The following is a 25287-nucleotide window of genomic DNA, read 5'->3' as shown; positions in this document are numbered from 1 at the left end:
ATGAGGTCGATGGGGGCTGACGCCTGACGGGCTCCCGGGGGAGTACGTAGGGTGCGAGGCGTGGATGTGGACCTGCTGTTGGTCATCGGGGCTGTCTTCTGGGGTGTGGTCGCCGGAGGGCTTGTGCCTCGTGCCGCCTACCGGTTCTCCGTCGAGCCCGACGAGGACTGGCGGGCCGTGTGCCCCGCCGGACATCCCATCGGCGGCCTCGCGGGCGGCTGGCTCGGGCGTGCCCGGTGCGCGGACGGCACCCCGTACGGGCCCCGCACCGCCCTCGTCTCCCTCGCCACCGCTCTTGTCTGTGCCGCCCTCGCCGCCGCGACCGGCGCTCGCCCCGAACTCGCGGCCTGGCTGCTGCTCGCGCCCGTGGGAGTGCTGCTCGCGGTGGTCGATGCCAGGGTGAAGCGGCTGCCCGACGTGCTGACCCTGCCGCTCGCCGCGGCCGCCCTCGCCCTGCTCGGGCTCGCCGCGCTGCTGCCCGAGCCCGGCGGCGCCTGGCGCACATCCCTGCTCGGCGCGGCCGCGCTCGGCGGCGGCTACCTCGCGCTCTTCCTCATCAACCCCGCCGGGATGGGATTCGGGGACGTGAAACTGGCCGTCGGACTGGGTGCGGTGCTCGGCTGGTACGGCTGGGGCCTGCTGCTCATCGGAACGTTTGCCGGGTTCCTGTTCGCGGCGCTGTACGGGGGTGTGCTCGTGGCGTTGCGGCGGGCGGGGCGGCGGACCGCGATCCCGTTCGGCCCGTTCCTGATCGCGGGCGCCTTCGCCGGCGTGCTGATGGGGGCGTACGCCGCCTGATCCCGGGTGAGGTCCGGTGGGGAACCGCGGTGTCGGCCGGTCCGCTGACCGGGCGGGCGGGGTGGGTCGGAGCGGGTCGGGGCGCCTGGCCTCGGGCAGCCTGAAGAGCTGGCGTACGCTGGATCGGTCCGTCCATTGACCCCCCGAAAGGGACCCCGGTGACCGAGAAGGCCGACCTTCAGACCGTCCTCGACCGTGCCGCCGCGGGTGGACGCATCACCCCCGAAGAGGCGCTCGACCTCTACCGCGACGCTCCCCTGCACGCGCTCGGCGCGGCCGCCGACGCCATCAGGCGCCGCCGGTACGCCGGCACCGAGCACATCGCGACGTACATCATCGAGCGGAACATCAACTACACGAACGTCTGCGTGACGGCGTGCAAGTTCTGCGCCTTCTACGCCGCGCCCAAGGACACCGCCAAGGGCTGGACGCGCGACCTCGACGACATCCTGCGCCGCTGCGCCGAGACCGTCGAACTCGGCGGCACGCAGATCATGTTCCAGGGCGGCCACCACCCGGACTACGGCGTCGAGTACTACGAGAAGCACTTCTCCGCCATCAAGCAGGCGTTCCCCCAGCTGGTCATCCACTCCCTCGGCGCGTCCGAGGTCGAGCACATGGCCCGCATCTCCAAGGTCTCCGTCGAGGAGGCCATCGAGCGCATCCACGCGGCCGGCCTCGACTCCTTCGCGGGCGCCGGCGCCGAGCTCCTCCCGGCCCGCCCCCGCAAGGCGATCGCCCCGCTGAAGGAGTCCGGCGAGCGCTGGCTGGAGATCATGGAGGCGGCCCACCGCCTCGGCGTCGAGTCGACGTCCACGATGCTGATGGGCACCGGCGAGACCAACGCCGAGCGCATCGAGCACCTCCGCATGATCCGCGACGTACAGGACCGCACGGGCGGCTTCCGCGCGTTCATCCCGTACACGTACCAGCCGGAGAACAACCACCTGAAGGGCCGCACGCAGGCGACGCTCTTCGAGTACCTGCGGATGATCGCCATCGCGCGGATCTTCCTCGACAACGTGGCCCACATCCAGGGCTCCTGGCTGACCACCGGCAAGGAGGTCGGCCAGCTGTCGCTGCACTACGGCGCCGACGACCTCGGTTCGATCATGCTGGAGGAGAACGTCGTCTCCTCGGCCGGTGCCAAGCACCGCTCGAACCGCCTGGAGATCATCGACCTCATCCGCAAGGCGGGCCGCGTCCCCGCGCAGCGCGCCACGACGTACGAGCACCTCGTCGTGCACGACGACCCGGCGAACGACCCGGTCGACGACCGCGTCCAGTCGCACATCTCGTCCACCGCGATCGAGGGCGGCACGGCCCACCCCGAGCTGAAGCTCGTCTCCACCAACTGAGGCTCATTTGCTGACGATCCACGTGGCCGAGGCCTCGCCCGAGGCCGCGGTCCTGGTCGACGGGGCGTCCGTCGCCGCCCTCGGCCCGTACGAGGACCTCGCCGCCGTCCGCCCGCAGGCGCGGGTGCGGCGGTGGCCCGGCATCCTCACACCCGGCCTGCTCAACCCGTACGGGCCCGAGATCCTCGAGGGCACGTACCACCCGGACCCGCGCGAGGCCGACGAGTTCGGCACGCGGCCGGTCGTCGGGGAGCGCGCGCGGGAGATCTTCCGCGCCGATCCGTCCCGGGTCGGGGCCAGCGCGCGTCGCGGCATCCAGCAGCTGTTCGCGCACGGCACGGTCGCCGTGGCCGGGGAACTGCGCTCCCGCGCCGTGGTGGACGCGGTGCGCAGGGCCGGGCTTGCTCTCGGGCAGCGCCCGCCGAACCAGCCCGGGCCGGTGTCCTTCGCGCCGGTGCCGCTCGTCCTGCTGCCGCCGCTGACCGCGGGCGGACCGGCCCGGTTCGCCGTGTTCGACGTGCCGGACCGTGCCTCACTCGCCCGGCTCGGCCCGGCCACCTGTGTGGCCACGGTCATCGAAGGGCGCCTGGTGTACCGGCGCCGCTGACGCCGGCCCGGGGGCGTACTGCCACAATGGACGCGTGACCCGCGCATCCCTGGACAAGCAGCCGCACGAAGTCGCTTCGATGTTCGACGACGTGGCGGACCGGTACGACCTCACCAACGACGTGCTCTCGCTCGGCCAGGCCCGGCTGTGGCGCAAGGAGGTGGCGAAGGCCGTCGACGCGCGGCCCGCGCAGAAGGTCCTCGACCTCGCGGCCGGTACGGCGACGTCCTCGCAGCCCTTCGCGCAGGCCGGCGCCTATGTCGTGCCCTGCGACTTCTCGATCGGGATGCTCCAGGTCGGCAAGAAGCGGCACCCGTGGATGCCGCTCACCGCGGGCGACGCGACGAAGCTGCCGTTCAAGGACGACACCTTCGACGCCGTGACCATCTCCTTCGGCCTCAGGAACGTGCAGGACACGGACACGGCGCTGCGCGAGCTGTACCGGGTGACGAAGCCCGGCGGACGCGTCGTGATCTGCGAGTTCTCGCAGCCGACGTGGGCGCCGTTCCGCACCGTCTACACCGAGTACCTGATGCGGGCCCTGCCGCCGGTGGCCCGCGCCGTGTCCTCGAACCCGGACGCGTACGTCTACCTCGCCGAGTCGATCCGCAGCTGGCCCGACCAGCCGGCGCTCGCGGCCCGCCTCCAGAAGGCCGGCTGGTCGGACGTGGCCTGGCGCAACCTGACGGGCGGCGTCGTGGCGCTGCACCGGGGCGTCAAGTAGCGGTCTTCCAAAGCGGGTTTCCAAGTGGCGGGCCCTCAATTCCCGCTCCGTGCCCGTCCGTTGTGCCGAATCCCCGCCGCGGGGAACCGGTCACCGGGAAAGATGTGTCCGTTGAGTACGTGGTGACAGCCGGTCACCTCTGGTGACGGTACGACTTTCCCGGATGACGGAGCACTTCCCATGGCGTCGTTCTGCCCGCACTGCGGAGCCCAGGCTCCCGACGAGGCCCGCTTCTGCATGAAGTGCGGGCGGGAACGAACGCCGGAGCGCGAGCCCACGGTTCAGGGGCCCGCGGCTCCTCCCGCGGCGTCCCCTGGTCAGCCGCCCGTTCCGCCGCTCGCGCCGCCCGTCGCTCCGCCGCCGCCCGCGTTCGCCCCCGGCGGGCCCTCGCCCGTCGGCGCCTTCCTCGGGCGCGCCTTCCGCGGCGACTGGGCCGGCTCGGCGCAGGCCGCGCTGTGGCCCGTCGGACTCCTGGTGATCGCCGCCGTCGCCCTCGCCGTCCCTTCGTACGGGCAGGGCAGCGACGTCGTCGTCGGGTTCGGCGACCGGATGCGGATCTCGCTCGCGCTGCTGCTCCAGTCGCTCGGCGGCGGCTTCGAGGTGTCGGCCTCCGGCGGCTCCTCGCCCTTCGGCGGCGGGGGCTCGCCGTTCGGCTCCGGCGGCGGTGACATGGGCGCGGAGTTCAGCGGCGGCGCCGCGCTCTCCCTCGTTCCTCTCACCGTCACCGCCCTGTGGATCCTGGCGCTCTGGATCGGCGTATGCGTCCTGCGCTCACGCCTCCGGGCCCGCGCGACGAGCCCGGCCGTCCCCGGCACTCCTGGGCTCGAAGCCGCCCTGCGTGTCGCCCTGTTGGTGACCGTCGGCGTTCTCGTCCTCGGCCTGTTCGCGCAGCCCTCGATCCAGGGCGTGCGGATCTCGTCGTCGCCCGTGCTCGCCGCGCTCGGCGCGCTCCTCATCTCGCTCGCCGTCGCCGCGGGAATGCTGCACAGGGACGATCTGGCCCAGTGGCTCGCCGCCCGGCCGGCGGCGCTGGCGCTGGTGCGGGCCACCGGGACGGCGCTGCGCGCGCTCGCCGTCGTCCTCGTGATCTGCTCGATCGCCGCGTTCATCAGCATCGCCCAGATCGACGACCTGGGCGATGTCTCCGACGTGTCCGACCTCGGCCAGGCCGACCTGTCGCCGCTGGTCGTCGCCCTGCTCGTGCTGCCGAACCTCGGCGCCATGGCGCTCGGCCTCGGCTGGGGCGCGCCCATCTCCTTCGAGGCGGGCGGCAGTTCGACGTACGGGGGCGGGTACCAGCACCAGTCGTTCGGCCTCTCCGAGCTCGGCGACGTCACCAACTCCTGGGCGGTCGTGGGGGCGCTGGCGCTCGGCACCGTCTGCGCGCTGACCGTGGGCGTGATGGCGGCCCGACGGTCGTCCGACCGGCGCGAGCAGCTTCTTTCCGCCGGGATCTTCCTCTGTCTGTTCCTGCTGCTCGGCGCGCTCGGCGGCCTCGGCGTGAAGGCCACCGGGGCAGCGTCCGACCTCGGCGGCAGCGGCACGGGCAGCGCCGGTGTGGGCCTCGGCATGGCGGAGGCGCTTCTGTTCGGGCTGCTGTGGGTGTTCGCGGCGGCGTTCCTCGCGCCGTATCTGATGCAGATGGCGGGGGCGCGGACCGGGATCGTCCCGGAACCGCAGGTGCCGCCGGGGGCGTTCGGGCCGGCGCCGGGTGCCCCTGTGCCGGGTGCCCCTGTGCAGGCGTATCCCGCGTCGGCGGCTCCCGTTCAGGCGCCTGCCGCGCCGGAAGCGCCCAAGGAACCGCCTGCCCCCAACGACCCGCCGAACCCCGCCGTGGCAGCCGCCCTGCCGACGGCCACCGCCGCTCCCGGGCCCACCCCCACGCCTCCCCCCGGGCCCACCCCCACGCCTCCCCCCGGGCCCACCCCCGGCCCCGCCGTCGCTGCTCTGTACGACCCGCACACCTTCCAGCTCGGCGTGCAGCAGGCCGCCGCGCCGGCCAAGTCCCCGCGCCGCGCCGGGATCTGGGTCGCCACCATCGCCGGCGCGTTCGTCATCGGGGGCGGCGTGGCGGCCGGGGTGCTGCTGCTCGAGGACAACGGCGGCAAGGACGACAGGGCGGGCCGCGACGACAAACCCGCCGTCAGCACCGAGCAGCCCGCCACATCGCAGGCGCCGACCCCGGCGCCGAGCCCCACCCCGAGCGCGACGCCGGACCGGGCCACGGACGCCACGCCGGGCACGACCCCGGACGCGACCGTTCCGTCCGGCTACCGCAAGGCCGTCGACCCCATGGGCTTCTCCTTCGTGATCCCCGACGTGTGGTCGCGCCAGGGCGTGGAGAACGGCAGCCAGATCACCTACGCGGGCAGCACCGGCGCCGAGCACTACCTCATCGGCGTCATCCCGGACGCGGGCTACACCTCGTACGACAACATCCTCAACATGGAGAAGCACGCCGAGGAGGACAGGAAGAAGCAGGACTACCAGCGGATCGACCTGCGCCGGAACACCTTCCAGGGGCGGCCCGGCGCGATCTGGGAGTACACCTACCGCGACGAGGGCGGCCGGACGATGCACGGCATCGACCAGTCGTACATCGCCGAGGACGGCACCGAGTACACGATCTACCTCGTGGGGCAGCAGGACGTGTGGGCCGACCTGAAGAGGACGTACCGGACCGGCCTGGAGTCCTGGCGCCTGACGAACTGACGCCGGCCGGGCGCCACGACGGTCACGGCCGGTCGTATGCGCCGGCCGCTGCGTGCCACCGCTGTGTGCCGACCACTATGTGCCGACCACCGTGTACGTCTCGCCCGGCTCGTCCAGTTCGCGCTGCAGCCCGCCGCCGCGCGGCCCCGGCATACGGGGCTCGTTCACCCCGGAGCCGCCGTGGCCCTCGCCGTCCGCCAGGTCGAACCAGACGGTGACGACGGCGCCGCGGGGCACCTCGGTGTCGGGCAGCGGGTACTGGCGAACGACGTAGTCGACCACGGTGAGACGGAAGTCGGGGCGGTCGGGCGCGGCCAGTTGCACGCCGCGCGCCGCCGCGGCCTCGCGCGCGTCGACGGCCATCAGGCCGACGAACTTCGGTACGCGCACTTCGGGCGTCTTGGGTGTAATGCGCACAGACTTCACCCCCAGCGGTACCCGAAGGGTAGCTCCGCCGGACCCCCGACCGGAAGCGGCAGGGCTGACGAGGCGAGCCGAAGGGAACTACAGTGCGAGCCTGAAGCAGAGGCCCGTACGCGGGTCACCCGGGACGGTGAACGTCTCGGCGGGTTCCATGCCGAGGCGTCGCGTCACCGCCACCGACCGCTCGTTGCGCGAGTCGACCATCGCCACCACGCTCCGTACACCCGCGGCCCGTACGCGCTCCACGGTTGCCAGGGCGGCCGCCGTCGCGTAGCCGCGGCCCCAGTGCGCCCGCCCGAGCCGCCAGCCGATCTCGATCTCGCCCGCCGGACCCCAGGCGTGCGGCCAGGGCTGCGCGCCCGTGAAGCCGATGACGTCGCCGTCGGTGCCGGTCATCGTCCACAGGCAGAAGCCGCGCTCCGCGTCGTGCCGGCGCTGCCGGGCGGTCAGCTCCTCGTACACGGACAGCTCGGCAGAGGCCCCGCCGTGGAACTCCATGACCTCCGGGTCGTCGAAGACGCGGTGCCAGGCGAAGGCGTCCTCGTCAGTGGGGACACGCAGCTGTACATCAGGCAGAGCTCGGTTCACAGGGCGGCCCTTCGGCTGGGTGATCAGTACCGCTGCATAGACTGCCCACATCCGGTGCCGTGCGGCACGCAGATTTCGAGTCTTCGGGAGAACCCGCCGTGACCGAGCCCCTCTCCGAGCACAGCGCAGATGTGATCGTCGTCGGGGCCGGGCCAGCCGGTTCGACGACCGCGTACTACCTGGCCAAGGCCGGACTCGACGTCCTCCTTCTGGAGAAGACCGCGTTCCCCAGGGAAAAGGTGTGCGGCGACGGCCTCACCCCGCGGGCCACCAAGCAGCTCGTGTCGATGGGCATCGACATCTCCGAAGAGGCGGGCTGGCTGCGCAACAAGGGCCTGCGCATCATCGGCGGCGGTGTCCGGCTCCAGCTGGACTGGCCGGATCTCGCCTCCTACCCGGACTACGGACTCGTCCGCAAGCGTGACGACTTCGACGAGCAGCTCGCCCGGCAGGCGCAGAAGGCGGGCGCGCGCCTGTACGAGCGCTGCAACGTCGGCGCCCCGATCATCGACGACCGCACGGGCCGTATCACCGGCGTCAACGCCAAGATCGGTGAGGAGAAGCGCGAAGTCACCTTCCACGCGCCCCTCGTCGTCGCCGCGGACGGCAACTCGACCCGGCTGTCCCTCGCGATGGGCCTGCACCGGCGCGACGACCGTCCGATGGGCGTCGCCGTCCGCACGTACTTCACCTCGCCGCGCCACGACGACGACTACCTGGAGTCCTGGCTGGAGCTGTGGGACCGCCGCGGCGCCCAGGACCGGCTGCTGCCCGGCTACGGCTGGATCTTCGGCATGGGCGACGGCACGTCGAACGTCGGCCTCGGCATCCTCGACTCCTCCGCCGCGTTCAAGGAGCTCGACTGGCGCGAGGTCCTGAAGGCCTGGTGCGCCTCGATGCCGGAGGACTGGGGCTACACCCCGGACAACATGACGATGCCGATCCGCGGCGCCGCCCTGCCCATGGCCTTCAACCGCCAGCCGCACTACACCAAGGGTCTGCTCCTGGTCGGCGACGCGGGCGGCATGGTGAACCCGTTCAACGGCGAGGGCATCGCGTACGCCATGGAGTCCGGCCAGATCGCGGCCGACGTCATCGTGCAGGCGCACGCCCGCGCGACCGACGCCCAGCGCGAACTCGCCCTCCACCGCTACCCGAAGGTCCTCAAGGACACCTACGGCGGCTACTACACGCTCGGCCGCGCCTTCGTGAAGCTCATCGGCAACCCGAAGGTCATGAAGATCGCGACGCAGCGCGGTCTGTCGCACCCGGTGCTCATGAAGTTCACGCTGAAGATGCTCGCCAACCTGACCGACCCGACGGGCGGCGACGCGATGGACCGCATCATCAACGGCCTGAGCAAGGTGGCGCCGAAGGCGTGACGTTCGGGCGACGCCCCGTACGCACTCCCACGATCGGGCGTTCGCCCGATTTGGCCCCCGCGCTCCGCGGGGGCCACCCTGGATGCATGATTTTCATCGCCGTGAAGTTCACCGCCCGGCCCGAGTACGCCGACTCCTGGCTGGAGCACACCGCCGATTTCACCCGCGCCACGCGCGCCGAGGAGGGCAACCTCTTCTTCGACTGGTCCCGCAGCGTCGAGGACCCGAACCAGTACGTCCTCCTGGAGGGGTTCCGGGACGGGGACGCGGGGGCCGCGCACGTGGGCTCCGACCACTTCAAGGCCGGCCTGGAGACGATGTCCGGTCTGATCGCCTCCGTACCGGAGATCATCAACACGGAGATCCCGGGCGGCAGTTGGTGCCCTATGGGTGAATTGTCCCCGAAGGGCTGATGTGCGGACGATGTGAGGGTGCTGTGGGCGCTGCCGCGCACCGGGTTACCGGGCGCGCCCCGGCTCCCTAGCCTGACGCATTCATGTCACATGCGTCAGGGGGCAGGGGATGACCACTTCCACCGGACCGGGCGGACCGACCCGTAGACGGATCCTGGCCGGCACCGGCGCCGTGGTCGGGGCCGCCGCGCTGCCGGCGACCGGTGCCACGGCTGCCCCCGGCACCGGCGCCAGCGTCGCCGTCCTCGGCGGCGGCGTCTCCGGCCTCTCGGCGGCCCATGAACTCGCCGAACGCGGCTACGCGGTGACGGTCCACGAGTACTACGACGTCCTCGGCGGCAAGGCCCGCTCCATGGACGTACCGGGCTCGGCCTCGGGGGGCCGCAGACCGCTCCCCGGCGAGCACGGCTTCCGCTTCTTCCCCGGCTTCTACCGGAACCTGCCCGACACGATGCGCCGCATCCCGTTCCCTGGCAGTCCGGGCGGTGTGCGCGGCAATCTCCGTAACGCCACCGAGGAACTCTTCGCCCGCCACGAGGGCCGCCCGGACCTGCACTTCCCCCTGCGGCGTGCCACGACCCCACCGCGTGCGGGCGATCTGACGACGACCTGGCTGCGCGACGAGATCACGGCAGCCCTGGACACGGGGACCCGTCTCCCCGCGCATGAGGTCGCCTACTTCGTGAACCGCCTCCTCGTCCATCTCACCAGCTGCGACGCCCGCCGCGAGGGCGAGTGGGAGGCCGTGCCGTGGTGGGACTTCATCCGCGCCGGCGACTTCAGCGAGGAGTACCGCACGCTCCTCGGCATCGGTCAGACCCGCAACCTCGTCGCCACCCGCGCCCAGGAGGCCTCCACCCGCACGGTCGGCCGCGTCATCATCGAGGCGCTGATCCTCTGGGGACTGCTCGGCCGCGGCCTCGACGGGCCCGACGCCGACATCGACCGCGTGCTGAACGCTCCCACGAGCGAGGCGTGGATCGACCCCTGGCGCACCCATCTCGCCTCCCTCGGCGTCGGGTTCGTGTTCTCCAGTGACGTACGGGAGGTGCTCTACGCCGACGGGAGCGTCACCGGCGTGCGGATCACCGACCCCGACGGCGGACGCGAGCGCGTCGTCACCGCCGACTACTACGTCCAGGCCATGCCCGTCGAACACGCTCGGCCCACCTGGGGCGCCGCCTTACGTGCGGCCGACCCGCAGCTCGCGCGCTGCGACCGGCTCCGCACGGACTGGATGACCGGGATCATGTTCTATGTGCGCCGGCCCGTTCCCTTGGTGCACGGACACGTCAACTGCCTCGACTCGCCGTGGGCGGTGACGGCGATCGGACAGGCGCAGTTCTGGGACGGGCGGGACTTCGCCGCCGACTACGGCGACGGGAGGGTCGCCGACTGCGTCTCGACGATCATCTCGGAATGGGATGTTCTTGGCATTCTCTATGGAAAGCGGGCCCGGGAGTGCACCCGCGAGGAAATCGTGGAGGAGTGCTGGGCGCAGCTCAAGGACGGCGTCAACGACAGCGGGCGCGCGCTCATCGAGGACGCGGACCGGCTGTCCTGGTTCATGGACCCGGCGGTGACGGGGCTCGGCGGGCCCGCTCCCGGCAACCGCGAACCGCTGTTCATCCACCCGACCGGCACCTGGCACCTGCGCCCCACGGCCCGCACCGCGGTGCCGAACCTCTTCCTCGCCGGGGACTACGTCCGTACCGACGTGGACCTCGCCACGATGGAAGGCGCCAACGAGTCCGCCAGACGGGCTGTCAATGCCCTCCTGGACCAGGACAATTCGGGTGCCGAGCGCTGCCGGGTCTGGGAGCTGTACCGGCCGCCCGAGCTCGAACCCCTCAAGCGCGTCGATGAGGCCCGCTTCCGGCTCGGCCTGCCGAACACCTTCGATCTGGGCTGAGGCCCGTTCGCGGCCCTTCCCACGGGCCTTCTTGCGCGTACGGCAAAGGCCGCCGCGCCCCGGGCGGGGGAGCGACGGCCTTTGCCGTACCTGTGTGTCTGCGTGTATGCGCTGCGAGAACCTCAGAGAACGCGGACCGCACCGCTCGCCGGGTAGCCGGACAGGTCCTGGATGACAACGCCCTTGGAGGGGTTGGCGGCGTCCAGGTACTGGCCGTTACCGATGTACACACCCACGTGGTACGCCGAGCCCGCGGCACCCCAGTAGAGGAGGTCGCCGACCTGCAGGTTGTCGAGGGAGACCGGGGTGCCGGCCGTCGACTGGTCCTGCGAGACGCGCGGCAGGCTGACGCCGGCCTGCGCGAACGCGGCCTGGGTCAGGCCGGAGCAGTCCCAGGAGTTGGGGCCGGTGCCGCCCATGACGTACGCGTCGCCGAGCTGCGCCTTCAGGAAGGCGATGACAGACGCGACGCTGCCGCTGGCGGGGGCCGCGACGTGGGAGGCCGCGGAGGAGGCGGTGGAGAGGGTGGTGCGCTCGGCGGAGCGCGACGCGCGCGCTTCCTCGGCCTTGCGCTTCGCCTCGGCCTCGGCCTTCTTCTTGGCCTCCGCCTTCTTCTCCGCGAGGGCCTGGTCCGCCTTGGCCTGCTTTGCGGCCTTTGCGACGGCCAGATCCTGCTCGGCCTGCAGCGCGTACGAGTTCGCGGCCTGCTGGGTGGCGTCCGCGGACTGGGCGACCTGAGTGGAGAGGTCCGCCGTGATGGTGGGCATCTCGATGGTCTCGGTCACCGGCTCGGCGGCGAACGCCGGGCCGGACGCACCGGCCACTGCCAGGGTGCTGAGGACGCCACCGGCAACTCCGGCGCGCAGGGCGATTTTCGACGCGCTGCGACGGGGCTTCCGGTGGCTGGGTATGTGAGCGGTGTGGGACATGAGTACAACCGCTATCAGGGCCTCCATGGTTCCTTCAAGAAACGTGTGGTGCGCCACAGTTGTCGTGTGAACGTTTGAATCCCGGGCGCGGCGGCCTTTATTGACGCCGTAACGGGCAATACGGACAGGGCTGATCAAGCCTGTGATCATGGGCTTTCTGCAATACGCCCGAATTGCCCTCGACCTACCACTCGTTGACACCGATGGCCAAGCCCGGTTTCTAACAGGTAACGGGCGGTGTGACGCAGGTCACAAAAGGGCCGCCTCTGCCGTCGGGCGCTCCTCGTGGACGCGTGCCCGCGTCCACTTACGTCCACACCTCTCCCCCTGATGTGTGAATGGCGGCCACTATCAGCCAGTTCTGTCCAGCGCCAATTTGCCTGCGCGCGCCAGCTCTTGATAGTGAGCCAACGCTTCTACCTGGGGTAACGAGCCAAGATGTCACCTCTGGTGATCACTCAGGCGCTTCGCGTGTGAAGATCACCGCTCATCCGACTTCATGATCCTTCGTCAGGTGGTGGAGATCACAAAGCTGTTGGCGCACCCCGTGTCGCAGATCACAGACCGGCAGGCATAGGATGCGGGGCAGTTGGGCTTGTGACCTGCTTCACATGTGAGCGATCTTCGTGCAATCGGGGGGTGGCTTCGCGGGGAGCGGGGGCGGGCCCGACGTATCCGCCAGCAGTCAGCGCCGACTGAGAGGAGCGAGGAGCGGTGAACGCGTATGCGCCCATCCTCGTACTGGGAGCCCTCGGGGCAGGCTTTGCGATCTTCTCCGTGGTCATGGCCACGCTTATCGGTCCAAAGCGGTACAACCGGGCCAAGCTCGAGGCCTACGAGTGCGGTATCGAGCCGACCCCCACGCCGGCCGGCGGCGGGCGCTTCCCCATCAAGTACTACCTGACGGCGATGCTCTTCATCGTCTTCGACATCGAGATCGTCTTCCTCTACCCCTGGGCTGTCACCTTCGACGCCCTGGGTGTTTTCGGGCTCGTGGAGATGCTGCTCTTCGTGCTCACCGTCTTCGTCGCGTACGCGTACGTATGGCGGCGCGGCGGCCTGGAATGGGACTGAGGGGCCTTAAGCCATGGGACTCGAAGAAAAGCTGCCGAGCGGCTTTCTGCTGACCACTGTCGAGCAGGCCGCGGGCTGGGTGCGCAAGTCATCCGTCTTCCCGGCCACGTTCGGCCTGGCGTGCTGCGCCATCGAGATGATGACGACGGGCGCCGGCCGCTATGACCTGGCGCGCTTCGGCATGGAGGTCTTCCGCGGCTCGCCGCGGCAGGCGGACCTGATGATCGTGGCCGGGCGCGTGAGCCAGAAGATGGCGCCCGTCCTGCGGCAGGTCTACGACCAGATGCCGAACCCCAAATGGGTCATCTCCATGGGCGTGTGCGCCTCGTCGGGCGGGATGTTCAACAACTACGCGATCGTGCAGGGCGTCGACCACGTAGTCCCTGTGGACATCTACCTGCCCGGCTGTCCGCCGCGGCCGGAGATGCTGATGGACGCGATTCTCAAGCTCCATCAGAAGATCCAGTCCTCCAAGCTCGGCGTGAACGCCGAGGAGGCGGCCCGCGAGGCGGAGGAAGCGGCGCTCAAGGCGCTCCCGACGATCGAGATGAAAGGGCTGCTGCGGTGAGCGACGCGGACAGCAACGGGGTCAACCCCGAGAAGGACCTCAGCGCGGCCAACCTTCCGGGGCAGCGCGGCGACCAGGGCGAGGAGATCCGCGTCCAGCGCGGCATGTTCGGCGCCAACAACGGCGGCGACACCTCGGGATACGGCGGCCTCGTCCGCTCCGTACGGCTGCCCGGCGCCGCCTCGCGGCCGTACGGCGGCTGGTTCGACGAGGTGGCCGACGAGCTGGAGGGGGCCCTGGAGGAACAGGGCCTCGTCCCCGAGAACGCGATCGACAAGACCGTCGTCGACCGCGACGAGCTCACCTTCCACATCGAACGTGAGTACCTGGTGCGCGTCGCCCAGACCCTGCGCGACGACCCGGCCCTGCGCTTCGAGCTCTGCACGGGCGTGAGCGGGGTGCACTACCCGGACGACAAGGGCCGTGAGCTGCACGCCGTCTACCACCTGCGCTCGATCACCCACAATCGCCTGATCCGCCTCGAGGTCAGCGCCCCCGACGCGGATCCGCACGTCCCCTCGCTGGTCGCCGTCTATCCGACGAACGACTGGCACGAGCGCGAGACGTACGACTTCTTCGGTCTGGTCTTCGACGGCCACCCGGCGCTGACGCGGATCATGATGCCGGACGACTGGCAGGGCTTCCCGCAGCGCAAGGACTACCCCCTCGGCGGCATCCCCGTCGAGTACAAGGGCGCCCAGATCCCGGCTCCGGACCAGCGGAGGTCGTACTCCTGATGTCTACTCCTTCTGCATCGCCGCGCGAGACGACCGAGGGGACCGTATATACGGTCACCGGCGGCGACTGGGACGAGGTCGTCCAGTCCGCGGCCAAGGCCGACGACGAGCGCATCATCGTCAACATGGGCCCGCAGCACCCGTCCACGCACGGCGTGCTCCGGCTGATCCTGGAGATCGACGGCGAGACGGTCACCGAGGCCCGCTGCGGCATCGGCTATCTGCACACCGGCATCGAGAAGAACCTCGAGTACCGCACGTGGACGCAGGGCACCACGTTCGTGACGCGCATGGACTATCTGACGCCGTTCTACAACGAGGCGGCGTACTGCCTCGCGGTCGAGAAGCTCCTGGGAATCACGGACGAGATCCCCGACCGGGCCTCCGTCATCCGCGTGCTCCTGATGGAGCTGAACCGGATGTCGTCGCACCTGGTCGCCATCGCCACCGGCGGCATGGAGCTCGGCGCCACGACGATCATGATCTACGGCTTCCGCGATCGTGAACTCATTCTCGATATCTACGAACTCATCACCGGCCTGCGCATGAACCACGCGTACATCCGGCCCGGCGGACTCGCCCAGGACCTGCCGCCCGGCGCGGTGGACCAGATCCGCGAGTTCGTGAAGAAGATGTCGAAGAACCTTCCCGAGTACGACAAGCTCGCCACCGGGAACCCCATCTTCAAGGCCCGTATGCAGGACGTCGGCTATCTCGACCTCACCGGCTGCATGGCCCTCGGCGCCACCGGACCGATCCTGCGCTCGGCGGGCCTCCCGCACGACCTGCGCAAGTCGCAGCCGTACTGCGGCTACGAGAACTACGACTTCGAGGTCCCGACCGCCGACACCTGCGACTCCTACGGACGTTTCCTGATCCGCCTGGAGGAGATGCGCCAGTCGCTGCGCATCGTCGAGCAGTGCCTGGACCGGCTCGCCCCGGGCCCGGTCATGGTCGGCGACAAGAAGATCGCCTGGCCTGCGCAGCTCGCGCTCGGCCCGGACGGCCTCGGCAACTCGCTCGACCACATCAAGCAGATCATGGGCACCTCCATGGAGTCCCTGATCCACCACTTCAAGCTGGTGACCGAGGGCTTCCGGGTCCCCGCCGGGCAGGCGTACTCCGCCGTCGAATCCCCCAAGGGGGAGCTGGGGGTGCACGTCGTGTCCGACGGCGGCACCCGTCCCTACCGGGTCCACTACCGCGACCCTTCGTTCACCAACCTTCAGGCCATGGCGGCGATGTGCGAGGGCGGCCAGGTCGCCGACGTCATCGTCGCCGTCGCGTCCATCGACCCCGTGATGGGAGGCGTCGACCGGTGACCACCACTCCTTCCGAGCAGGGCCAGGGCGTCAGCCTGGGCATGCCCCAACTGCCCGCGCCCGACTACCCGGACGACGTTCGAGCCCGGCTCGAGACGGACGCGCGCGAGATCATCGCCCGCTACCCGGGATCGCGCTCCGCGCTCCTCCCGCTGCTGCACCTCGTGCAGTCGGAGGAGGGTCATGTCACGCGCACGGGCATGCAGTTCTGCGCCGACATGCTGGGTCTGACCACCGCCGAGGTCACCGCCGTCGCGACCTTCTACACGATGTACCGGCGCAAGCCGAGCGGTGACTACCAGGTCGGGGTCTGCACGAACACGCTGTGCGCCGTGATGGGCGGCGACGCCATCTTCGAGGCCCTCCAGGAGCACCTGGGCGTCGGCAACGGCGGGACCACCGAGGACGGCAAGGTCACCCTCGAGCACATCGAGTGCAACGCGGCCTGCGACTTCGCGCCCGTCGTGATGGTCAACTGGGAGTTCTTCGACAACCAGACGGTGGGCAGCGCGAAGCGGCTGGTCGACGACCTGCGCGCGGGAGCGCAGGTCGAACCCACCCGCGGCGCCCCCCTGTGCACGTACAAGGAGACCGCGCGGATCCTCGCCGGATTCCCGGACGAGCGGCCCGGCGCCGTCGAGGCGAGCGGCAGCGCGGGACCTGCCTCGCTGATCGGCCTGCGCCTCGCCAGGGGCGAGGCCGCCCCCGCGCGCGTGGTCCATCCGCGCGACGGAGGTCCCCAGCGGGACGCCGGCGACGCGCCACCGCACGACGCGTCGCCCGCCGAGCACCTGAGCTCGCACGACGCGCCCCAGGACACGTCGTCCTCCGATCCGGCCCACCCGGCGGGCCCTGTCGCCGAGGAGGGGGAGTGATGACCTTGGCAGCCGAGATCGACAACGACACCAGCCCCGAGAAGCTGCTCGCGCCGGTACTTTCGGCGTTCTGGGACGAGGACAAGTCCTGGTCCCTGGACGTCTACCGGCGGCACGACGGCTACGAGGGTCTGCGCAAGGCCCTCGCCATGTCGCCGGACGACCTGATCGCCTATGTGAAGGACTCCGGCCTGCGCGGCCGGGGCGGCGCGGGCTTCCCCACCGGAATGAAGTGGCAGTTCATTCCGCAGGGCGACGGCAAACCGCACTATCTAGTTGTCAACGCCGACGAGTCGGAGCCGGGGACCTGCAAGGACATCCCGCTCCTCTTCGCGAACCCGCATTCCCTCATCGAGGGGATCGTGATCGCGTGCTACGCGATCCGCTCTTCGCATGCCTTCATCTACCTGCGGGGCGAGGTCGTCCCCGTACTGCGACGGCTCCACGAGGCCGTACGGGAGGCCTACGCGGCGGGCTACCTCGGCGAGAACGTGCTGGGCAGTGGGCTGAACCTCGAACTCACGGTGCACGCGGGCGCGGGCGCGTACATCTGTGGCGAGGAGACCGCACTGCTCGACTCGCTGGAAGGCCGCCGTGGCCAGCCGCGGCTCCGTCCCCCCTTCCCCGCGGTCGCGGGGCTCTACGCGTGCCCCACTGTTGTCAACAACGTCGAGTCCATCGCGTCGGTTCCCGCGATCCTGAATCGCGGCAAGGACTGGTTCAAGTCGATGGGCAGCGAGAAGTCCCCGGGCTTCACGCTGTACTCGCTCAGCGGGCACGTCACCAACCCTGGCCAGTACGAGGCGCCGCTCGGCATCACGCTGCGCCAGCTCCTCGACATGAGCGGCGGCATGCGTCCGGGCCATCGCCTCAAGTTCTGGACGCCCGGCGGCAGTTCGACCCCGATGTTCACCGACGAGCACCTCGACGTGCCCCTCGACTACGAGGGCGTCGGCGCCGCGGGATCCATGCTCGGCACGAAGGCGCTCCAGTGCTTCGACGAGACGACCTGCGTCGTGCGGGCGGTCACCCGCTGGACCGAGTTCTACGCCCACGAGTCCTGCGGCAAGTGCACACCGTGCCGTGAAGGGACGTACTGGCTCGTGCAGTTGCTGCGGGACATCGAGGCCGGCAAGGGCTCGATGACCGACCTCGACAAGCTGAACGACATCGCCGACAACATCAACGGCAAGTCGTTCTGCGCGCTCGGCGACGGCGCCGCGTCCCCGATCTTCTCCTCGCTCAAGTACTTCCGTGAGGAGTACGAGCAGCACATCACGGGCAAGGGCTGCCCCTTCGACCCCGCCAAGTCGACCGCTTGGGCGGACCAGCGCACGGAGGTGAACGCATGACGGTAACCACAGGCGCTCCCTCCGGGGGCGGTGAGGCGGCGGTGCCGCCGGAAGATCTCGTCTCGCTGACGATCGACGGCATCGGGATCAGCGTGCCCAAGGGCACCCTGGTCATCCGTGCCGCCGAACAGCTCGGCATCGAGATCCCCCGCTTCTGCGACCACCCCTTGCTCGACCCGGCCGGCGCCTGCCGTCAGTGCATCGTCGAGGTCGAGGGCCAGCGCAAGCCGATGGCGTCCTGCACCATCACCTGCACCGACGGCATGGTGGTCAAGAGCCAGCTCAGCTCGCCCGTCGCCGAGAAGGCGCAGCGCGGTGTGATGGAGCTGCTCCTCATCAACCACCCGCTGGACTGCCCGGTCTGCGACAAGGGCGGCGAGTGCCCGCTGCAGAACCAGGCCATGTCGCACGGCCAGTCCGACTCCCGCTTCGACGGGAAGAAGCGGACGTTCGAGAAGCCGGTCCCGATCTCGACCCAGGTCCTGCTCGACCGTGAGCGCTGTGTGCTCTGCGCCCGCTGCACGCGGTTCAGCAACCAGATCGCCGGTGACCCGATGATCGAGCTGCTCGAGCGCGGCGCGCTCCAGCAGGTCGGCACCGGCGAGGGCGACCCCTTCGAGTCGTACTTCTCCGGGAACACCATCCAGATCTGCCCGGTCGGCGCGCTGACCTCGGCGGCGTACCGGTTCCGCTCCCGGCCCTTCGACCTCGTGTCCTCGCACAGCGTGTGCGAGCACTGCGCGGGCGGCTGTGCGACCCGCACGGACCACCGGCGCGGCAAGGTCATGCGGCGCCTCGCGTCGCCGGACCCCGAGGTCAACGAGGAGTGGGTCTGCGACAAGGGCCGCTTCGGGTTCCGGTACGCGCAGAAGCCCGACCGGCTGACGACGCCGCTCGTGCGTAACGCGGAGGGCGTTCTGGAGCCCGCTTCCTGGCCCGAGGCCCTGGACATCGCCGCCCGCGGACTCACCTCGGCGCGCGGGCGCGCCGGGGTCCTCGCCGGTGGCCGGCTCACCGTCGAGGACGCGTACGCGTACAGCAAGTTCGCGCGCGTGGCGCTCGACACGAACGACATCGACTTCCGCGCGCGCGTGCACAGCAGCGAGGAGGCCGACTTCCTCGCGGCGCGGGTCGCGGGACGCGGGCGTGACCTCGACGGTGTCGGGGTCACCTACACGTCTCTGGAGAAGGCGCCCGCCGTACTCCTCGTCGGGATCGAGGCCGAGGAGGAGGCGCCCGGCGTCTTCCTGAAGCTGCGCAAGGCGTGGCGCGGGCACGGCCAGCGGACGTTCGGGCTCGCCCCGTTCGCGACCCGGGGCCTGGAGAAGGCGGGCGGCACGCTGCTGCCGGCCGCTCCGGGCACCGAGACCGAGTGGCTCGACGCGCTCGCCTCCGGCTTCGGCCTGGAGGACGGCGGCGCCGAGGCGTCCGAGGCGCTGCGCGCCGAGGGTGCCGTCATCGTCGTCGGCGAGCGGCTCGCGGCCGTGCCGGGCGCCCTGACGGCCGTCGTACGGGCCGCCACGGCGACCGGAGCCCAGCTGGTGTGGATTCCGCGCCGGGCCGGGGAGCGCGGCGCGATCGAGGCGGGCGCGCTGCCGTCCCTGCTTCCGGGCGGACGCCCGGCCACCGACCCGCGCGCGCGGGAAGAGGTCGCGGCCGCCTGGGGGGTGTCCGAACTCCCGCACCGCTACGGGCGCGACACGGGCCAGATCGTGGAGGCCGCCGCCGGCGGCGAGCTGCGGGCCCTGGTTGTCGCCGGTGTCGAGGTCGCGGACCTGCCGGACCCGGCACGCGCGCGTGAAGCACTGCACGAGGTGGCGTTCGTCGTCTCCCTGGAGCAGCGTCCCAGCGAGGTCACCGACCACGCGGACGTCGTGCTTCCGGTCGCCGCGGTTGCCGAGAAGGCGGGCACGTTCCTCAACTGGGAAGGCCGGGCACGCCTCTTCGAGGCCGCGCTCAAGCCCGACCAGATGACGCGCTCCGTGGCGCCCGCAGACGCGCGGGTCCTCCAGATGCTCGCGGACGCCATGGACGTACACCTGGGCCTGCCGGACCTGCGGGCCGCGCGGGGGGAGCTCGACCGCCTCGGCGGCTGGAGCGGGCCCCGCGCGACGGACTCGCTGGAGTCGGCCACGCAGCTGCCGCGGCCCGCGTCCGGTGAGGCCGTCCTCGCGGGGCACCGGCTGCTGCTCGACCAGGGCCGCCTCCAGGAGGGCGACGACGCGCTCGCCGGCACACGGCACGCGGCACGCGCGCGTGTGTCGGCCGCCACGGCCGCCGAGGCGGGCGTCAAGGACGGCGACGTACTCGCCGTCACGGGACCCGCGGGGACGACCCAACTCCCGCTCCAGGTCACGGAGATGCCGGACCGCGTCGTGTGGCTTCCGCTGAACTCCACCGGCGGGGGCGTGGCCTCCGACACGGGGGCCGTGCCCGGCACGCTCGTCCGGATCGGTCCCGCGGGCATCGACGAGGCCAAGGAGGTGCAGTCATGATCCCGCTCGCTCTCGAAGACCTCTCGTTGTTCGGCCGCGATCCCTGGTGGCTGGTCGTGGTCAAGGCGGTCTTCTGCTTCGCCTTCCTGATGGTGACCGTGCTCTTCTCCATCGTGTGGGAGCGCAAGGTCGTCGCCTGGATGCAGCTGCGCATCGGCCCCAACCGGCACGGCCCCTGGGGCATGCTCCAGTCGCTCGCCGACGGCATCAAGCTGATGCTGAAGGAAGACGTCGTCGTCAAGCGCGCCGACAAGGTGGTCTACATCCTGGCGCCGGTCGTCGCCGCGATCCCGGCCTTCATGGCGATCGCCGTGATCCCCTTCGGGCCCTCTGGCAACGAGGTCTCGATCTTCGGCCAGCGCACGACGATGCAGCTCACCGACCTGCCGATCGCGATGCTCTACATCCTCGCGGTCGCCTCGGTCGGCATCTACGGGATCGTGCTCGCGGGTTGGAGTTCCGGATCGACCTACCCCTTGCTGGGTGGTCTGCGGTCCTGCGCCCAGATGATCTCGTACGAGATCGCGATGGGCGCGGCCTTCGCCTCGGTGTTCCTCTACTCCGGGTCGATGTCCACCTCGGAGATCGTCGCCCAGCAGCACGACCGCTGGTACATCCTGCTCCTGCCGGTCTCCTTCCTCATCTACATCGTGACGATGATCGGCGAGACGAACCGCGCGCCGTTCGACATGCCGGAATCCGAGGGCGACCTCGTCGGCGGCTTCAACACCGAGTACTCGTCGATCAAGTTCGCGCTGTTCATGCTCGCCGAGTACGTGAACATGGTGACGGTCTCGGCCGTGTCGGTGACGCTCTTCCTGGGCGGCTGGCGGGCCCCGTGGCCGGTGTCCACCTTCTGGGAGGGCGCGAACCACGGCTGGTGGCCGATGCTCTGGTTCGTCATCAAGGTCCAGCTGCTGCTGTTCTTCTTCATCTGGCTGCGCGGCACGCTCCCGCGCGTGCGCTACGACCAGCTGATGAAGCTCGGCTGGAAGGTCCTCATCCCGGTCTCCGTGGCCTGGCTGATGCTCGTCGCCACTGTGCGGACCCTGCGGAACGAGAACTACGACTTCGCCTCCATCGCCCTGTACGTGGGCGGCGGCGTCCTCGCCCTGCTTCTGCTCTCGTTCCTCGTCGACATCTTCAGGGACCGCGGCGGCAAGGAACGCGAGGCGCGGGAGGCGGCCGAACAGACCGCGGCCTTCGACCCGATGGCAGGCGGCTTCCCGGTTCCGCCGCTGCCCGGCCAGACCCCGCCGGCCGTCCCGCGCCGACGCCCGCGCGGGGAGCGGGAGTTGATTGTCAGTGGCGGACCGGATACTGCCGGTGACGGAACCGGTGAGGGTCCCAGTGACGGAAAGGAGGCGTCCCATGGCTGAGGAGTCGACGGAGGGCGGGCAGACCAAGCCCGGCTTCCAGAATCCCGTGGCCGGCTTCGGCGTGACCTTCAAGGCCATGTTCAAGAAGCGGCTGACGGAGCAGTACCCGGAGCAGCCCAAGACCACAGCCCCGCGCTTCCACGGCCGGCACCAGCTCAACCGTCATCCGGACGGCCTGGAGAAGTGCATCGGCTGCGAGTTGTGCGCCTGGGCCTGTCCCGCGGACGCCATCTACGTGGAGGGCGCGGACAACACCGACGAGGAGCGCTACTCGCCGGGCGAGCGGTATGGCCGCGTCTACCAGATCAACTACGCCCGCTGCATCCTGTGCGGCCTGTGCATCGAGGCGTGCCCCACGCGCGCGCTGACGATGACGAACGAGTTCGAGCTCGCCGACAGCAGCCGCGAGAACCTGATCTACACCAAGGAGCAGCTGCTCGCCGGGCTCGAGGAGGGCATGGTCGAATCGCCCCACTCGATCTTCCCCGGCACGGACGAGCAGGACTACTACCGGGGTCTGGTGACGGAGGCCGCGCCCGGCACGGTGCGTCAGGTCGCCGTCTCCAAGGGCGAGAAGCCCGAACCCGAGGGGGCGGAGGCATGAGCCAGCTCGCCGCCGCAGCCACTCTTTCTGCGGGCACCTCCACCGGTGAGGCCTTCCAGTTCTGGGTCCTCGGCACGGTCGCCGTCATCGGCGCCCTGGGCACGATCCTGATGAAGAAGGCGGTGCACAGCGCGCTGTGCCTCGCCGGGACCATGATCATCCTGGCGATCTTCTACCTGGCCAACGGCGCGTACTTCCTGGGCGTCGTCCAGATCATCGTCTACACCGGCGCGATCATGATGCTGTTCCTCTTCGTGGTCATGCTCGTCGGCGTCACCGCGGCGGACTCCCTGAAGGAGACCATCAAGGGGCAGCGCTGGCTGGCCCTGCTGTGCGGACTCGGCTTCGGGATCCTGCTCCTCGTGGGCATCGGGAACGCCTCGCTCCACCAGTTCATCGGACTGGGCAAGGCGAACGCCGGGGGGAACGTGGAAGGGCTCGCCGCCCTCATCTTCACGAAGTACGTCTTCGCCTTCGAGATCACCGGCGCCCTGCTGATCACGGCCACCCTCGGAGCCATGGTCCTCACGCACCGCGAGCGCGTCGAGCGGGCGAGGACGCAGCGGGAGCTGGCCGAGCAGCGTGTGCGCGAGGGCAAGCACCTGCCGCCGCTGCCCGCCCCGGGTGTCTACGCCCGGCACAACGCGGTCGACATCGCGGGCCTGCTCCCCGACGGCACCCCGTCGGAGCTCACGGTCATGCAGACGCTGCGCGAGCGCGGCCAGATCCGCGACGTGTCGGACGAGGCACTCGGTGACCTGAAGGCCCTGGAGCAGCGCTCGGCCGAGCGCCTTGAGCGGACCGAGGAGGCATCGAAGTGAATCCGGTCAACTACCTGTATCTCGCCGCCCTGTTGTTCACGATCGGCGCCACCGGCGTGCTCATCAGGCGGAACGCGATCGTCCTGTTCATGTGCGTCGAGCTGATGCTCAACGCGTGCAACCTCGCGTTCGTCGCGTTCTCCCGGATGCACGGCAATCTCGACGGCCAGATCATCGCCTTCTTCACGATGGTCGTCGCCGCCGCGGAGGTCGTGGTCGGGCTTGCGATCATCGTGTCGCTGTTCCGTTCCCGCCACTCGGCCTCGGTCGACGACGCCAGCCTGATGAAGCTGTAAGGGGTCGCTGCACAGTGGAAAACCTGATTGCGCTGCTGGTAGCGGCGCCACTGCTCGGAGCGGCCGTACTGCTGTGCGGCGGACGGCGGTTGGACCGTGTGGGCCATCTGCTCGGCACGCTGCTCTCGGCCGCCTCCTTCGTCATCGGCGTCCTCCTCTTCACCGACATGCTCGGCAAGAGCGCCGACGACCGCACCTTCACCCAGCACCTGTTCAGCTGGATCCCGGTCGAGGGCTTCCAGGCGGACGTCTCCTTCCAGCTGGACCAGCTGTCGATGACGTTCGTGCTCCTGATCTCCGGTGTGGGAACGCTGATCCACATCTACTCGATCGGGTACATGGAGCACGACGAGCGGCGCCGCCGCTTCTTCGGCTACCTGAACCTGTTCCTCGCGGCGATGCTCCTCCTGGTCCTCGCCGACAACTATCTGCTCCTGTACGTCGGCTGGGAGGGCGTGGGCCTCGCCTCGTACCTCCTGATCGGCTTCTGGCAGCACAAGCCCAGCGCGGCCACCGCGGCGAAGAAGGCCTTCCTGGTCAACCGCGTCGGCGACATGGGCCTGTCGATCGCCATCATGCTGATGTTCACGACGTTCGGGACGTTCGCCTTCGCGCCGGTCCTGAAGGCGGCGGAGGAACACCGGGGCGGCGGCGCGACGCTGACGGGCATCGCCCTGATGCTGCTGCTCGCCGCGTGCGGCAAGTCCGCCCAGGTGCCGCTGCAGTCCTGGCTCGGTGACGCGATGGAGGGCCCGACCCCGGTCTCGGCCCTCATCCACGCCGCGACCATGGTGACCGCGGGTGTCTATCTGATCGTCCGTTCCGGCGCGGTGTTCAACGCGTCGCCGGATGCTCAGCTCGTCGTCGTCATCGTCGGTTCGGTCACGCTCCTGTTCGGTGCGATCGTCGGTTGCGCGAAGGACGACATCAAGAAGGCGCTGGCCGGCTCGACGATGTCGCAGATCGGTTACATGGTGCTGGCCGCGGGCCTCGGCCCCATCGGCTACGTCTTCGCGATCATGCACCTGGTGACGCACGGCTTCTTCAAGGCGGGCCTCTTCCTCGGCGCCGGTTCGGTCATGCACGGCATGAACGACGAGGTGGACATGAGGAAGTACGGCGCCCTCAGGAAGTACATGCCGGTCACGTTCGTCACGTTCGGCCTCGGCTATCTCGCGATCATCGGCTTCCCCGGTCTGTCCGGCTTCTTCTCCAAGGACAAGATCATCGAGGCGGCGTTCGCGAAGGGCGGCACGGAGGGCTGGATCCTCGGCTCGGTGGCCCTGCTCGGCGCGGCCATCACCGCGTACTACATGACACGCGTGATGATCATGACGTTCTTCGGCGAGAAGCGCTGGCAGCCGGACGCCGAGGGCCACGAGCCGCACCCGCACGAGTCGCCGAAGTCCATGACGATCCCGATGATCGTGCTCGCGTTCGGATCCGTCTTCGCGGGTGGCTTCTTCAGCATCGGCGACCGCTTCCTGAACTGGCTGGAGCCCGTCACCGAGCACAGCCACGGGAACGCGCCGATCAGCGCCACGACCGTCACCTCGGCCACCATGGTGGTCCTGGTGATCGGTGTGGTCCTGGCCTACCTCCAGTATGGCCGCCGCCCGGTCCCCGTCGCCGCCCCGCGCGGCTCGTTGCTCACCCGGGCCGCCCGCCGTGACCTGCTCCAGGACGACTTCAACCACGTGGTCCTGGTCCGCGGCGGCGAGCACCTCACCCGCTCCCTGGTCTACGTCGACCACACCCTGGTCGACGGCGTGGTCAACGGGACGGCGGCCTCGGTCGGCGGGCTCTCCGGCCGGCTGCGCAAGCTCCAGAACGGCTACGCCCGCTCGTACGCCGTCTCGATGTTCGGCGGTGCGGCACTCATCGTCGCCGCGACCCTGCTGATGAGGGCGGTCTGATA

23 protein-coding genes are annotated in these 25287 nt (G+C 70.1%); 20 read left to right on the top strand and 3 right to left on the bottom strand.

The window, feature by feature from the left end; translation table 11 throughout:
* The first annotated feature begins 60 nt into the window (after positions 1-60).
* The 5 genes from OG758_RS23085 to OG758_RS23065 all read left to right on the top strand — a co-directional run bounded on the left by OG758_RS23085 (position 61) and on the right by OG758_RS23065 (position 6199).
* Complete coding sequence (locus OG758_RS23085) at positions 61-798, top strand: A24 family peptidase (protein WP_326711721.1); 738 nt, start codon at positions 61-63, stop codon at positions 796-798.
* A gap of 158 nt (positions 799-956) precedes the next feature.
* Positions 957-2156, top strand: a complete 1200-nt coding sequence (mqnC, locus tag OG758_RS23080) for a cyclic dehypoxanthinyl futalosine synthase (protein ID WP_116511252.1) — start codon at positions 957-959, stop codon at positions 2154-2156.
* 7 nt (positions 2157-2163) lie between these two features.
* Positions 2164-2763, top strand: coding sequence for a hypothetical protein (locus OG758_RS23075; RefSeq protein ID WP_326711720.1), 600 nt, complete (start codon positions 2164-2166; stop codon positions 2761-2763).
* A 34-nt stretch (positions 2764-2797) separates the two neighbouring features.
* Positions 2798-3487, top strand: coding sequence for a demethylmenaquinone methyltransferase (locus OG758_RS23070; RefSeq protein ID WP_326711719.1), 690 nt, complete (start codon positions 2798-2800; stop codon positions 3485-3487).
* 180 nt (positions 3488-3667) lie between these two features.
* The gene (locus tag OG758_RS23065) at positions 3668-6199 is read left to right on the top strand and encodes a zinc ribbon domain-containing protein (RefSeq protein WP_326711718.1); all 2532 of its coding nucleotides are present in this window, start codon (positions 3668-3670) and stop codon (positions 6197-6199) included.
* 75 nt (positions 6200-6274) lie between these two features.
* Here the strand turns inward: OG758_RS23065 and OG758_RS23060 are convergent, their stop codons facing one another.
* Positions 6275-6616 carry a PASTA domain-containing protein gene (locus tag OG758_RS23060; RefSeq protein WP_116513482.1) on the bottom strand — a complete coding sequence of 114 codons (342 nt, stop codon included), beginning with the start codon at positions 6614-6616 and terminating at the stop codon, positions 6275-6277.
* An 87-nt stretch (positions 6617-6703) separates the two neighbouring features.
* Complete coding sequence (locus tag OG758_RS23055; protein ID WP_326711717.1) at positions 6704-7210, bottom strand: GNAT family N-acetyltransferase; 507 nt, start codon at positions 7208-7210, stop codon at positions 6704-6706.
* 98 nt (positions 7211-7308) lie between these two features.
* Here OG758_RS23055 and OG758_RS23050 point away from each other — a divergent pair, with 98 nt between their 5' ends.
* The 3 genes from OG758_RS23050 (at position 7309) to OG758_RS23040 (ending at position 10917) form a co-directional block, all read left to right on the top strand.
* Entirely contained in the window at positions 7309-8592 is a 1284-nt protein-coding gene (locus OG758_RS23050; RefSeq protein ID WP_326711716.1) for a geranylgeranyl reductase family protein, read from the top strand.
* Between the two features lie 86 nt (positions 8593-8678).
* Positions 8679-9005 carry a putative quinol monooxygenase gene (locus OG758_RS23045; RefSeq protein WP_326711715.1) on the top strand — a complete coding sequence of 109 codons (327 nt, stop codon included), beginning with the start codon at positions 8679-8681 and terminating at the stop codon, positions 9003-9005.
* A gap of 109 nt (positions 9006-9114) precedes the next feature.
* Positions 9115-10917: a hydroxysqualene dehydroxylase gene (locus tag OG758_RS23040; protein ID WP_326711714.1), complete on the top strand. Its 1803-nt coding sequence runs from the start codon at positions 9115-9117 to the stop codon at positions 10915-10917.
* 122 nt (positions 10918-11039) lie between these two features.
* On the opposite strand, the gene OG758_RS23035 is transcribed toward OG758_RS23040, so the two are convergent.
* A complete protein-coding gene (locus tag OG758_RS23035; protein WP_326711713.1) occupies positions 11040-11846 on the bottom strand; it encodes a C40 family peptidase in 807 nt (268 codons plus the stop codon).
* Positions 11847-12560: 714 nt separating this feature from the next.
* Between OG758_RS23035 and OG758_RS23030 the strand changes: the two genes are divergently transcribed.
* The 12 genes from OG758_RS23030 to nuoL are packed head-to-tail and all read left to right on the top strand — an operon-like array spanning position 12561 to position 25285.
* Positions 12561-12920: an NADH-quinone oxidoreductase subunit A gene (locus OG758_RS23030; protein WP_007383963.1), complete on the top strand. Its 360-nt coding sequence runs from the start codon at positions 12561-12563 to the stop codon at positions 12918-12920.
* A 13-nt stretch (positions 12921-12933) separates the two neighbouring features.
* Positions 12934-13488, top strand: a complete 555-nt coding sequence (locus tag OG758_RS23025; protein ID WP_006133126.1) for a NuoB/complex I 20 kDa subunit family protein — start codon at positions 12934-12936, stop codon at positions 13486-13488.
* Positions 13485-14225, top strand: a complete 741-nt coding sequence (locus OG758_RS23020; protein ID WP_227296709.1) for an NADH-quinone oxidoreductase subunit C — start codon at positions 13485-13487, stop codon at positions 14223-14225. Before OG758_RS23025 ends, OG758_RS23020 begins: the two co-directional genes overlap by 4 nt.
* Positions 14225-15547 (top strand): NADH-quinone oxidoreductase subunit D, encoded by a 1323-nt coding sequence (locus OG758_RS23015; RefSeq protein ID WP_326711712.1) that lies wholly within the window; start codon positions 14225-14227, stop codon positions 15545-15547. Before OG758_RS23020 ends, OG758_RS23015 begins: the two co-directional genes overlap by 1 nt.
* On the top strand, positions 15544-16422 hold the full coding sequence (gene nuoE / locus OG758_RS23010) for an NADH-quinone oxidoreductase subunit NuoE (protein WP_326711711.1): 879 nt from the start codon (positions 15544-15546) through the stop codon (positions 16420-16422). Before OG758_RS23015 ends, nuoE begins: the two co-directional genes overlap by 4 nt.
* The gene (gene nuoF, locus OG758_RS23005; protein ID WP_266561337.1) at positions 16419-17774 is read left to right on the top strand and encodes an NADH-quinone oxidoreductase subunit NuoF; all 1356 of its coding nucleotides are present in this window, start codon (positions 16419-16421) and stop codon (positions 17772-17774) included. Before nuoE ends, nuoF begins: the two co-directional genes overlap by 4 nt.
* Positions 17771-20269: an NADH-quinone oxidoreductase subunit G gene (locus OG758_RS23000; protein ID WP_326711710.1), complete on the top strand. Its 2499-nt coding sequence runs from the start codon at positions 17771-17773 to the stop codon at positions 20267-20269. The genes nuoF and OG758_RS23000 overlap by 4 nt, the downstream gene beginning before the upstream one ends.
* A complete protein-coding gene (gene nuoH / locus OG758_RS22995; protein WP_326711709.1) occupies positions 20266-21648 on the top strand; it encodes an NADH-quinone oxidoreductase subunit NuoH in 1383 nt (460 codons plus the stop codon). The genes OG758_RS23000 and nuoH overlap by 4 nt, the downstream gene beginning before the upstream one ends.
* Positions 21641-22252 (top strand): NADH-quinone oxidoreductase subunit NuoI, encoded by a 612-nt coding sequence (nuoI, locus tag OG758_RS22990; protein ID WP_227296714.1) that lies wholly within the window; start codon positions 21641-21643, stop codon positions 22250-22252. The genes nuoH and nuoI overlap by 8 nt, the downstream gene beginning before the upstream one ends.
* Positions 22249-23073 carry an NADH-quinone oxidoreductase subunit J gene (locus OG758_RS22985; protein ID WP_326711708.1) on the top strand — a complete coding sequence of 275 codons (825 nt, stop codon included), beginning with the start codon at positions 22249-22251 and terminating at the stop codon, positions 23071-23073. Before nuoI ends, OG758_RS22985 begins: the two co-directional genes overlap by 4 nt.
* The gene (gene nuoK / locus OG758_RS22980) at positions 23070-23369 is read left to right on the top strand and encodes an NADH-quinone oxidoreductase subunit NuoK (RefSeq protein ID WP_100598032.1); all 300 of its coding nucleotides are present in this window, start codon (positions 23070-23072) and stop codon (positions 23367-23369) included. The genes OG758_RS22985 and nuoK overlap by 4 nt, the downstream gene beginning before the upstream one ends.
* A 14-nt stretch (positions 23370-23383) precedes the next feature.
* The gene (gene nuoL, locus OG758_RS22975; RefSeq protein ID WP_326711707.1) at positions 23384-25285 is read left to right on the top strand and encodes an NADH-quinone oxidoreductase subunit L; all 1902 of its coding nucleotides are present in this window, start codon (positions 23384-23386) and stop codon (positions 25283-25285) included.
* Positions 25286-25287: the final 2 nt, after the last annotated feature.

Origin of the sequence: Streptomyces sp. NBC_01474, from assembly GCF_035918215.1 — a bacterium.
Taxonomy (GTDB): domain Bacteria; phylum Actinomycetota; class Actinomycetes; order Streptomycetales; family Streptomycetaceae; genus Streptomyces; species Streptomyces aureus.
This window is presented reverse-complemented; position numbering and strand designations above follow the sequence as displayed.